Annotated in this window: 10 protein-coding genes; 4 read left to right on the forward strand and 6 right to left on the reverse strand. The window is 56.9% G+C overall.

Annotation, left to right across the window (positions count from 1 at the left end; genetic code table 11):
* Window positions 1-66: 66 nt before the first annotated feature.
* Complete coding sequence (gene fdhF / locus ACQE3D_RS06285) at window positions 67-2,934, reverse strand: formate dehydrogenase subunit alpha (protein WP_313728673.1); 2,868 nt, start codon at window positions 2,932-2,934, stop codon at window positions 67-69.
* Window positions 2,935-3,473: 539 nt separating this feature from the next.
* On the opposite strand from fdhF, the gene ACQE3D_RS06290 reads away from it, so the two are divergent.
* Together ACQE3D_RS06290 and ACQE3D_RS06295 are read left to right on the forward strand one after the other, a co-directional pair.
* Complete coding sequence (locus tag ACQE3D_RS06290) at window positions 3,474-3,737, forward strand: formate dehydrogenase subunit delta (RefSeq protein WP_313728672.1); 264 nt, start codon at window positions 3,474-3,476, stop codon at window positions 3,735-3,737.
* Between the two features lie 325 nt (window positions 3,738-4,062).
* Complete coding sequence (locus ACQE3D_RS06295; RefSeq protein WP_313728670.1) at window positions 4,063-4,908, forward strand: acid phosphatase; 846 nt, start codon at window positions 4,063-4,065, stop codon at window positions 4,906-4,908.
* A 42-nt stretch (window positions 4,909-4,950) separates the two neighbouring features.
* Here ACQE3D_RS06295 and ACQE3D_RS06300 read toward each other — a convergent pair whose 3' ends face one another.
* Window positions 4,951-6,351, reverse strand: a complete 1,401-nt coding sequence (locus ACQE3D_RS06300) for a cytochrome P450 (RefSeq protein ID WP_313728668.1) — start codon at window positions 6,349-6,351, stop codon at window positions 4,951-4,953.
* A gap of 292 nt (window positions 6,352-6,643) precedes the next feature.
* Between ACQE3D_RS06300 and ACQE3D_RS06305 the strand changes: the two genes are divergently transcribed.
* Window positions 6,644-7,051: a DUF2750 domain-containing protein gene (locus tag ACQE3D_RS06305; protein ID WP_313728667.1), complete on the forward strand. Its 408-nt coding sequence runs from the start codon at window positions 6,644-6,646 to the stop codon at window positions 7,049-7,051.
* 88 nt (window positions 7,052-7,139) lie between these two features.
* Here ACQE3D_RS06305 and ACQE3D_RS06310 read toward each other — a convergent pair whose 3' ends face one another.
* Together ACQE3D_RS06310 and ACQE3D_RS06315 are read right to left on the reverse strand one after the other, a co-directional pair.
* On the reverse strand, window positions 7,140-8,000 hold the full coding sequence (locus ACQE3D_RS06310) for a carbon-nitrogen hydrolase family protein (RefSeq protein WP_313728666.1): 861 nt from the start codon (window positions 7,998-8,000) through the stop codon (window positions 7,140-7,142).
* Window positions 7,993-8,595 carry a GNAT family N-acetyltransferase gene (locus ACQE3D_RS06315; protein ID WP_071158553.1) on the reverse strand — a complete coding sequence of 201 codons (603 nt, stop codon included), beginning with the start codon at window positions 8,593-8,595 and terminating at the stop codon, window positions 7,993-7,995. The genes ACQE3D_RS06310 and ACQE3D_RS06315 overlap by 8 nt, the downstream gene beginning before the upstream one ends.
* Window positions 8,596-8,891: 296 nt before the next feature.
* Here ACQE3D_RS06315 and ACQE3D_RS06320 point away from each other — a divergent pair, with 296 nt between their 5' ends.
* Window positions 8,892-9,134: a hypothetical protein gene (locus ACQE3D_RS06320; protein ID WP_064026653.1), complete on the forward strand. Its 243-nt coding sequence runs from the start codon at window positions 8,892-8,894 to the stop codon at window positions 9,132-9,134.
* A 633-nt stretch (window positions 9,135-9,767) separates the two neighbouring features.
* On the opposite strand, the gene ACQE3D_RS06325 is transcribed toward ACQE3D_RS06320, so the two are convergent.
* Entirely contained in the window at window positions 9,768-10,202 is a 435-nt protein-coding gene (locus ACQE3D_RS06325; RefSeq protein ID WP_313728663.1) for a putative toxin-antitoxin system toxin component, PIN family, read from the reverse strand.
* Window positions 10,199-10,447, reverse strand: coding sequence for an AbrB/MazE/SpoVT family DNA-binding domain-containing protein (locus ACQE3D_RS06330; RefSeq protein ID WP_313728661.1), 249 nt, complete (start codon window positions 10,445-10,447; stop codon window positions 10,199-10,201). Before ACQE3D_RS06330 ends, ACQE3D_RS06325 begins: the two co-directional genes overlap by 4 nt.
* Window positions 10,448-11,544 lie beyond the last annotated feature (1,097 nt).

An 11,544-nucleotide genomic window follows, 5' to 3' on the forward strand; every position in this document is an offset into this window, starting at 1 on the left:
GGTCTGTCTCCTGGGTAAGTGGGTGCGCAGGTGCTTAGCGTTGGCGAACGCCGGTCTTCGCATGGCTTAGCCGTCGGCGGACGCTTTGGGGCGTTTCAAGAAGTTTTCCTGCGCGGTTCGAAATTGCAGATAGCGTTGCTGCCATTCCGACGGCAACGCGACTTTAACGACCTGCACCGCGGTGACCTTGAATTCCGGGCAGTTAGTGGCCCAGTCGGAGTTGTCGGTGGTGATGACGTTGGCGCCGGAAAACGGGTGGTGGAAAGTGGTGTAGACCACGCCGGGCTGCACCCGGCTCGAGACTTTGGCGTGCAATACCGTTTCGCCGGCCCGGCTTTGGATGCCGACCCAATCGCCGTCGACGATGCCGCGTTCCTCGGCGTCGTGCGGATGGATTTCCAGGATGTCTTCCGGATGCCAGGCGGTATTCTTGGTGCGCCGGGTTTGGGCGCCGACGTTGTATTGCGACAGAATCCGACCGGTGGTCAAAATCAGTGGGAAGCGGCGGGTGACTTTTTCGTCGGTGGCGACGTATTCGGTGGTCATGAAGCGGCCCTTGCCGCGCACGAAACCGTCGATGTGCATCGTCGGCGTACCGTCGGGGGCACTGTCGTTGCAGGGCCACTGAATGCTGCCCATTTCTTCCAGTTTTTGGTAGCTGACGCCGTTGAAAGTCGGCGTCAGCGCGGCGATCTCGTCCATGATTTGCGACGGATGATCGTAGTGCATCGGGTAGCCCATCGCGTTAGCCAGCATCATCGTCGCTTCCCAATCGCCGTATCCGCCCAGCGGCGCCTTGACCTTGCGTACCCTGGAAATCCGCCGTTCGGCATTGGTGAAGGTGCCGTCCTTTTCCAGGAACGACGCGCCGGGCAACAGCACGTGGGCGAATTTGGCGGTCTCGTTCAGGAACAAGTCCTGCACGACGATGCATTCCATCGCCCGCAGTGCGGCTTCGACGTGTTGGGTGTTCGGGTCGGATTGGGCGATGTCTTCGCCCTGGCAATATAGACCCTTGAAGGTGCCGTCGAACGCGGCTTCGAACATGTTCGGAATGCGCAGGCCGGGTTCGTTTTGCAGTTCCACGCCCCAGGCTTGTTCGAACGTGGCGCGCGCCGCGTCGTTGGAGACGTGGCGGTAGCCGGGCAATTCGTGCGGGAAGGCGCCCATGTCGCAGGAGCCTTGCACATTGTTCTGGCCGCGTAACGGATTCACGCCGACTCCGGGCCGGCCGATGTTGCCGGTCGCCATCGCCAGGTTGGCGATGGCGATGACCATCGTCGAACCCTGGCTGTGTTCGGTCACGCCCAAACCGTAATAAATCGCGCCGTTGCCGCCGCCGGCGAACAAGCGCGCGGCGCCGCGGACCTGTTCGGCGGGCACTCCGGTAATCGCCGCCGTTTCTTCCGGCGAGTGGCGCGGGTCCAGAATGAAGTCCTTCCATTTGGCGAATTCCTGGCTGTCGCAACGCTGGTCGATAAAAGCTTCGTCGTACAAACCTTCGCCGACAATAACGTGCGCCAGTGCATTCGCCATCGCCACGTTGGTGCCGGGGCGCAGTTTGAGATGGAAATCCGCCTTGATGTGGGCGGAGTCGACCAGATTGATTTCGCGCGGATCGACGACAACCAGTTTGGCACCTTGGCGCAGGCGGCGCTTCAATTGCGAGCCGAACACCGGATGGCCGTCGGTCGGGTTGACGCCGATCAGCATCACCACGTCGGCATCCATCACCGAATCGAAGCTCTGGGTGCCGGCCGAGGTACCGAAGGTCGCGCTCAAGCCATAACCGGTCGGCGAATGGCACACTCGCGCGCAGGTGTCGACGTTGTTATTGCCGAACGCTGCCCGCACCAGTTTCTGTACCAGATAATCCTCTTCGTTGGTACAGCGGGACGATACCAGGCCGCCAATCGCGTTTTTGCCGTATTTGGCCTGGATGGCTTTGAATTTGTCCGCCGCAAACTGAATGGCCTGTTCCCAACTGGCTTCCCGCCACGGATCAGTGATTTTCTCGCGAATCATCGGCTTGGTCAGCCGGTCGGGATGATTGGCGTAACCCCAGGCGAAGCGGCCTTTGACGCAGGCGTGGCCGTGGTTGGCGTGGCCGTTCTTATTCGGAAACAGGTTGACGACCTGGTCGCCCTTGACCTCGGCGACCAGCGAACAACCGACGCCGCAATAAGCGCAAGTCGTGACGATGTGATCGTCGGTCTGGCCGTGTTCGATCAGCGTCTTTTCCATCAAGGTCGCGGTCGGGCAGGACAATACGCAGGCGCCGCAGGATACGCATTCCGAATCCAGAAACGGTTGATTCTGTCCCGCCGATACCCGCGATTCGAAACCGCGTCCGTCTATCGTCAATGCAAATGTGCCCTGGATTTGTTCGCAGGCACGCACGCAACGGTTGCAGACGATGCATTTGGACGGGTCGTAACTGAAATAGGGGTTTGATTCGTCCTTGGTCAGCGATAAATGGTTGTGGCCTTCGTAGCCGTAACGCACTTCGCGCAAGCCGACCCGGCCGGCCATGGTTTGCAATTCGCAGTGGCCGTTGGCCGGACACATCAGGCAATCCAGCGGGTGGTCGGAAATATACAGTTCCATCACACCGCGCCGAATGTTGGCAAGCTGCGGCGTTTGGGTCTTGATCACCATGCCGGCTTCGGCCGGCGTGGTGCAAGATGCCGGATAGCCGCGCCGGCCTTCGACCTGGACCAGGCAGAGGCGGCAGGAGCCGAACGGTTCCAGGCTTTCGGTCGCGCATAACTTGGGAATTTCGATACCGGCCATCGCGGCGGCGCGCAATAGAGAGGTGCCTTGCGGCACTTGAATTTTGACCAGATCGATTTCCAGTTCCACCAGCGTGTCCGAGATTTTTGCAGGCGTGCCGAAATCGCCGCCACAGCCGCAATTGCCGCATTGATGCGTCATCGAGTGTTCTCCAAAGCGTTTTCCGGACTGAGGTCCGGGTTATGTAGATCGAAATAGGTCGTTGCCCGCCGGATTCGAAACGAGCGAGACCGGCTGGGTGGGCGCTTATCCATAGAGCAAGGTGGGATGTGTCTATGGATATATCTTTTAGTATATATCGTATGGTCGCGCTCATCTACGAATGGGCAGTTTTGTTCGCAAATCGAGCCGCTGAGCGCGGCTGCCGAGATTCACGCGGCGCCGATTAGTCCACGGAGGTGGGTGAATTCTATAAAAATGTATAAAAAATAATTATTTACGGTTGATTGTTTCCTGTTGTGAGCCTGTTTTTAGCCGACGATTTGTTGAAAGCTCGGATAGAAGTCTGTCGGGTTTCGGTCATTTTTTACTCGTTGCGAATAGTAAATTTCCTAAATGTAATGGCTGTATCCCAATGTATTCTCTGGTTCGGTTGGTCTGAAGATGCGTATAATCGTCTAACGATATATCTTAATTAATATAAAGACTTGTAGTCGCACACGCCGGGAGGATAGAAAACCATGCAACATCGCATCTACGAACGGTTGATTTCGGCGCCGGCGCCGACGAAAACGCTGGAGCAACTACTCAACAATCTGAACGACGTGGGCCGGTTTTACGAAGCCTATCCGGAAGAAGAGGCCGTTCAGGGATTGGTGTCGCACATGCGGGAATTCATGGCGCCCAGTCTGCGCCGTCAAATCGTCGCCCATCTGAGTCATGGTGGCGTCGGGATGAAAACGATCGTGCGCACGGCGGTCAGACGACTGAAGGAATTGACTTGATGCATGTGACGTACGTTTTCGATGTGAGCCCCTGCGAATCAACCGCGCGCGATCGGGTTGGCAAACTGCGACATCGATAGCGGGCAAAGCACGCAGCCGGATCGCCGACTCGAACGCCGCGAGTCGGGTTTACCCTGTCGTTTGGAAAGCGGTTCCAGGGCCAGCCTTGCTTCAAGACATCGCGTCGCGAAGCGCCCCGCCGTTACGGTTACCGTTCGAGAGCCGACGATTTTGCCGAACAGGGAATTGTCTTCTATGCTGCATGCGGAGTAATCAGTCGTTGCATTCTTCATCAGCCCACCACTCGGTGACCGGGAGTCAGTCCATGCGGAACAGAACTTATCAATTTTGGGGACGGCTGTTTGCCGTTTTGTGCTTAAGCGGCGCGTTGCAGGATGTGTTGGCGGATGCCGGCGCGACGCCGATTCCGCCGGAAATCGGCGGCAATAGAGAGCGTGGCTATTTGCCGACCAACGCGATCCCGGACAGCTTGGGTTTGTTGCCGCCACCGCCGGCGGACGGGTCGGCGAGTTTTGCGTTGGATTTGATCTACGCCCAGAAAAGCTTTGCGTTGCGTAATACGCCTGCCTGGGCGCTGGCGATACAGGATGCCGACCTGAGTTTCCCGAATGCCGCGAGCGCCTATGCCTGCGCGCTGGGCGTGCCGGTGGACGAGCAACATACCCCCCATTTGGTGAAGCTGTTGAAGAAGGTCAAGCAGGACGCGGGCGCGGCCACCGGTGCGGCAAAGGATAGATACAAACGTCCCCGGCCGTTCATGGTCAACGACGCCCGGTTTTGCACGCCGGACGATCGTGCCCGTCTGGAGGCCGGCGGTTCCTATCCGTCCGGACACAATGCCATCGGCATGGCTTGGGGCTTGATTTTGGCCGAACTGGTTCCCGCGCGGGCCGATGCGATTCTAGCCCGCGCCCAGGCTTTCGGATTAAGTCGGGTGGTCTGTAACGTACATTGGTATAGCGATACTGTATGGGGACGCTACCTGGGCGCGTATACGGTCGCTAAGCTCCATGCCGATCGTCATTTTCAGGACGATTTGAGTCAGGCGAAAGACGAATTGGACGATTTGAGCGAGGAGGCCGTGGCGCCGAACCGCGATTGCGTCGCGGAACGGGCCGGCATCGAAGCGCAGAAGCCGTTGACTCAGTAAGATTCGGACGACTTGGTTTGCGGCTCCCAGATCGGCCTATCCTTACCGTGCTGAGTTTGGATTTCGCTGCCCGGCCGGTGGCGAATCGGCCGACACTCGCCCCACCACCGGTCCGTCCGGTTTCAGCGTTACGCTAAAGGCTTCCTTGAGGGTAATGTCGGTTTCGAAGCGGAATGCCCGAAAGAAGCAGGCGATGATCAGCAACATTTCCAGTTCGGCGAAATGCTTGCCGATGCAATTGTGCAGGCCGCCGCCGAACGGAAAGAACGCAAATTTGTGGCGTTGCGCAACGCTATCGTCCAGAAATCGGTTCGGATCGAATTCGTCGGGGCGAGGCCATAGGCGCGGATTGTGGTGGGTGGCGTGCATCGTCAACAGGAGGATGGTGTCCTTGGCGATGGCGTAGTCGCCAAGCTCGATGTCCGCCAGTGCCTGCGTGGTCAGCGCCGAGGTGGGCGGATACAAGCGCAGGGTTTCGTTCAAGGCCGCCTTGGTGTAGCTCAGTTGGGCCAGATGGCCGGCCTGGAGCGGTTCGTTCGGCAAGCCGGCGATTTCGGCGGCGATTTTTTCGCGCACCGCCGGATGCTTGCCGGTCAGATAAAAAAACCATAACAGCGTGTTGATCGTGGTTTCCTGGCCGGCAAAAAACAGCGTCACCGATTCGTCGCGCAGCAAGTCGTTCGGCATCCTATAGCCGGTGCTTCGGTCCTGGGCTTGCAGCAACAGTGAAATCAGGTCTTGTCCTGGATTCGCGCGTTTTTGTTCGATTTCGGCGTAGAGAAAGGTTTTCAGATACTCGACCGCCGCGCGGTAGTTTTTGGTTCGCAGCGGTATCCAGCGCTTCAGCCGCTGGCCGAAGATCAGATGTACGCCCAGTTGCAGCGGCAATTCCCGGCTGAGTACGTCGATGACGTTGATCAGCTGCGCGCCGTTGCTGAGCTGGTCCACCGATTTGCCGAGCAGGACTTGCAGAAAGATGCGCTGAATCAGACCGCGGAGCTCGGCGCTCAAATCGACATCGCCACCCGCCGCAAGCTTCACGCGTTCGGCGGCGGCGGCAGCTTCGGCGATGATCAGTTGTTCCCAGGTTTTGACGGCATCCTTGGTGAACATCGGCTGCATCAGGCGGCGTTGCTTGCTCCAGACCTCGGATTCGCTGTTAATCAGGCCGTCGCCGAACAGCGCTTGCTTGGCGTCGTACATGAAGTCGCGGTTCAGCAAGCCCTTGCCTTCCAGATTAAAAATTTGCTCGATGTATTCCGGCGCGCGGACGAACAGAATCTTCTTTTTGAATACGGTTCCCAGCGCCAAATCGCCGTATTTGGCGTGTATGCCGGCCATCGTCGAGAGCGGCTGGACAATCAAGCGCAACATCGAAACAATCATCGAATGCTCGGGTAGGGCGGGTTTGCGGGCGGGATTGGCGATTGTCGAATGGTCCATGAGTGTTCGTCTATTCGGTTAAGTGCCGACATTATCGACCGATTGGGCCGAAACGGTATAGTCGGGCCGTCTTCGAGTCGCGGCGCGATATTGGCGCTTTTAACAGGTTGGCAAAGCGGCCGTTCGGCCGGATGACGGAATGTCGGGTTTGCGACAAATGTGGGCTAGCCTGTCCGACGACGCATTGGCCGAGCAACTCGTTGGCTGGGGAAAATCCGCCGCCGACGACGCGCGCCGGGTATGGTTCGATTTTTGCTGAACTGTAGTCAAATTCATCAGCATAGGCCTCGACATGCGCTACGATCCCCATCCCGAAGAAATCGCCGCCGTTCCGGATATGAGTGACGAAGAACGATTGGAATATTTTCTGTATCGAATCTTCGAGACCGACGAAGTCTGGGGGCTGAAGGAGGGGCCGCAGCCTTTGATTCGGGAGCTCGATGGCCGGAATACGCTGCCGGTTTGGCCTTACAAGGGCTACGCGGCCGATGCCGTCACCGGTGAATGGGCGCATCTGGCGCCGGGTGTGGAATCGGTCGATTTCTTTACCTATCAGACCTTGAACAAGCTGGCTCGCGAGGAAGTCACGGTGGAAATCATGCCCAGACCGGGAGCGGCCGGGTGTTTGATTACGCCGCAACGTCTGTTCGGCATGCTGGAAAATATGATGGAGTCCAGGGATTACACGGTCGGGGATTAACGCAGTCGCGGGTTCTCGTTGGGCGGATTGTAAACCCGGTTGGCCGAACCTTAAGATCGCGGCCAACCGTATCCGGACTTATCGGCCGTTACCGGCAATCGAACTGCTTGGGCCAATCGCGGTAGTTAAACACCTGGCCTTCCCGGCGCACGGTTTCGACGGCGGCTAGATCCAGGTCGGCGTAAACCCATTGGGCTTGGTTGTACTCGCCGATCGCCAGAATGCCGTTGTTCGGAAAGCCGCGATCGACCGGCGTGTAAATGGCTGCCGCGCCGCGATTGACATCGACCGCTTCGGACCAGGGGGCGTCGCCGACCAGCGAGGCTTGCACGACGTAGCATTGGTTTTCCAGCGCGCGGGCCTGGCAACCGATCCGCACCCGGTAATAGCCGGCTTCGGTGTCGGTGCAACTGGGCACCAAGATCAACGTGGCGCCGCGTTCGGCTTGTTGGCGGGCGTAGTGGGGAAATTCGCTGTCGTAGCAGATGTTGATCGCGATCTTGCCGAATACGGTGTCGAACACTTTGATGTCCAGACCGCGCGAGATATGCCATTGCTCGTTCTCGAAACGGGTCATGGTCAGCTTTTCCTGATAGTCCACGTCGCCCTGCGGCGTGAAGAAATAGGCGTGATTGCGGAATTCGCCGTTTTCGTGTTTGACAGGAAACGTGCCGGCCTGGATATACACCCGGTGCTCGGCGGCCTGGGTTTTGAACAAATCCAGGTATGGCGGCAGCAGGGTTTGCAATGCATCCAGTTGGCCGTTCAAGGACGAATAAACATCCTTCGGAAACAAGGATGCCAGTTCCATGCAGGCGTATTCCGGGAACAGCAGGATGTCGGCTTTGTTGTCGGCCGCGTCTTGTACCCAGCGGCGGGTTTTGGCTGCGAAGTTTTCCCAGGTTTCCAGGAAACTGATGTCGTATTGGGCGCTGGCGATTTTAGGCACGGTCTTCTCTCAACCAAAAGGTCATCGGTTTGGGGGTTTCGGTCTCGTCGTCGAGATCTTTCCAGGTATAGGTGGTTTTCAGTTCCGGATGCTTGAAATAACCGCGTTTGTTCCAGAAGGCGTCCAGCGGCACATAGTCGGCCGGCCGGCGCGGATGATCGGCGGGGCGCTCGACGCAACAGAACGTGATGTGCCTGAAGCCGCCCAAATCGGCGGCATGGGCTTCGCGTTGCTCGAAAAATTTAACGCCGATGCCCAGGCCGCGATAGGCTTTGTTCAACACCGATTCGCCGCAGTAAAACACCTGCTCCGGATCGTAACGGTGGTCCACGAACGGCTTTTGGACTTCGGCGGTTTCGTATTTCAACGGGATCGCGGTCGAGGCGCCGATGATGGCTTCGCCGTCGAAGGCCAGCACGATCACGCTGTCCGGGCAGTCGATATAGGTTTGCAGGTATTTTTTCTCGTACTCGTAATCGCCGTCGTACAAGTAGGGGAAGTCGCGGAACACCTCGATGCGCAGCCGCGCCAGTTCGGGAATGTATTGAATCAAGGCCGCGCCGCTGAGGCGCTGAATGCGGATGTCTTTGCTCATGCTGGTTGCGGATTGAATGGATAAACAAAATATCGGCCGCCGGCAGGACGGTCGGGGCCGATATTGTATTGCAGGCGCGGTGCGATTGCCTATCGGGAACGCTTGGCGCGACCGAGTGTTTGACGTAAACAGGTTTTTCGATGACGAAAGGTACGCAAGTCGCGGCCTGCCATCGACAGTCCCGCGCTGCTGCGGGGCAACCGGGAATTCGGCCTTGCTGGCCGGATTGACCAGGCTTTTAAGCAATCCCGCCTAAAAGCCGTTGATTGAAGACTAACCAAACTGGAGGAGTATTTATGGCAAAAGACTTGAACGAATTGCGCGCGGTATTGAACAAGATGGAAGAGATCGTTAACAGCATGACCGAAATGGACGCGGAAATATTGGATTTTGTCGATGCGAATTATCCCGATGCGCTGAACGAACAAAAGCTGATACAAACCTTCAAAACCGTCGGCGACGCCGAAGACGAATTGCAAAGACAGATCGGTTTGCTGCGCAAGCATCTGGCCGCCGGTATTCCGGAATTGAATGCCTAACGCTCACGAAACAGTTGCGTCGCCCCGGCAAATGAAAGTCCCTGGCGTGGGAGCGGCTTTAGCCGCGATTGACAACGCTACGACACCGAATTGAGTGACCGCGTCGGGTGACTTTCAGAGTAAGTCCGAAAAATCGGCATTTCATTTAACTCAAGCGGTCAACGGATCATGAAACCGCTGGCCGTCGCCCAGGCAAATGAAAGTCAGTGGCGGAGCGGCTTTAACCGCTATTGACAGCGTTCCGACACCGGATTGGGTGGCGGCCGTCCAGTAACTTTCATAGGAGGGTGTCGTAAAAGTCGAAACAGAACCCCCTCCTCGCGGGAGAGGGCGGGGTGAGGGGGATAAAATCAATGTCTTACCGTGTATTTCCCCTCACCCCAACCCCTCTTCCGCAAGGAGAGGGGCTTTTACGACCCCCTCATAGTAAGGATTCCCAACGAATTTTGGGAATTCGATATTCGAAGCTACCGGGTTGAGATGCGCGGATTGACCATCCGGTAGCCATTGGGTTTTCGATTGGGCACGGCTTTATACCTGCAATTCGTCGATGCCATTGGCTCGAAATGCTCGGCAAGTGCGGCGATCAATAGTTGCACAGGTTCCGTAGTTTGACGACGATGTTATTGGTCGTCATGCGTTAAGGCTTGGCAAGAATTGTTCCGCCGTCAGAATCGGGCAGATAAAGGGTTCGGAAATCGTCAATAAGTCCTGGTCGCCAGTTATCAGAGCATCGGCTTGCCCGGCTATGGCGAGCTGCAGGAAAGGCAGATCAAACGCATCGCGGCATTCGGGTGTAACGGGTGGCGGTTCCGGGATGACGATGGTTTGGCAATACGGCAAATAATCGGCCAGCAGTTCCTGTTGGTCAGCGGTACTGAGTTTAAATTTGGGATAATTCAGCACTCGGATCAATTCCGCTACGGTGATTTTGGACAGCAAGGGAAGAATCTGCTGGCTTTGCCAGGCTTGGCGCAAGGGTGTCAAACGGCTTTGGGCAAATACCAAGGCAGACAGCACCAGATTGGTGTCGATGACCACACGCGGCGCATGGGTTGTACTGCTCATTTATCGTGGGTGGATGTTGCATCGACAGCCTGTCTGGCCCAAGCCACCGCATCGTTAATATCTTGTTCCTGGAGATTTAACTCAGCTAATTTTGCGCGCACCGCATCGCCGCGCTGAATACGCACTGGAGTCAGGATGATCTGGCCGTTACGGGTTTCCACGTCAAAGTATTCCTCGGCGCCGACGGCAGAGGTAATGCTTTTGGGGAGGGTGAGTTGGTTTTTTGAGGTCATTTTGGCAAGCATGGCAACCTCCGAGCTACAAAGTAAGGATTCCTTACTTTATGCTTTTGACTAACAAATTTCAAGCCGCGGCCGCACCGGTTTGTCGGAGCGGATCGTCGAAGGTTTACAGTACTTGCCGAAACGGCCGTAACCGCCGTCGAAATAGTCCTTTTCCAAACGATATCTGCTGCTGCGACATAGCGGGTCACAAACCCCGAATGACCGAGTCCGGATATTCAACCCGGCGCTTCGCAACCCGTTCGAAGACTTGGCAAAGCCGTCCGCTTGGCGCCGGTGCCACCTACCCGGCAAATTGCCGACCGGCGTGCTCTCCGACGACCGCACGCCGAATCCCGTCGTTACGATGGCGATCCGCGCGACAACCCTATAGCAAATCACGATCGATATGCCGGTTTAACCATACGCCATACGTTTTTCTGTTCGGAGCGTCGCGTGCAAGGTTTTTAGTGTTACGGGAATCACTATTTGCCTTGCGCGCAGGGCTTTTAGCGTTGCCCGCAAGGCTCGGACCCTTGCGTTTATTGCTGGGAGAGTTGCGAGCAAGGCTTTTAGAGTTGCGAGAGTTGCTTTTTGCCTTGAGCGCAAGGCTTTTAGCGTTGCCCGCAAGGCTCGGAGCCTTGCGTCTATTGCTCGGAGAGTTGCGCGTAAGTCTTTTAGTGTTGCGAGAGTTGCTTTTTGCCTTGCGCTCAGGGTCTTTAGCGTTGCCCACAAGGCTCGGAGCCTTGCGTTGATTGCTCGGAGAGTTGCGCGCAAGGTTTTTAGTGTTGCGAGAATTGCTTTTTGCCTTGCGCTCAGGGTTTTTAGCGTTGCCCGCAAGGCTTGGAGTCTCGCGTTAATTGCTCGGAGAGTTGCGTACAAGTCTTTTAGTGCTGCGAGGATGTCTATTTGACCGGAAATCAAGACTGGGAATATCGCGAATCGGCCAATTGCGGACGGCACTATAAATTTTGATCGTTCGGTAATGTGCCTTTAGCAGACGTAGGGTGGGCAAATTTGCCCACCGTTGACCATTAAATCCGCGTGGGCACTAAATCGTGCCGACCGGGCTACGTTCGGTATGCAAGGAATAATGTTTCAGCCGTATCACCCGACGCACA

Source organism: Methylomonas sp. MS20 (assembly GCF_050275925.1).
Classification (GTDB): Bacteria; Pseudomonadota; Gammaproteobacteria; order Methylococcales; family Methylomonadaceae; genus Methylomonas; species Methylomonas koyamae_A.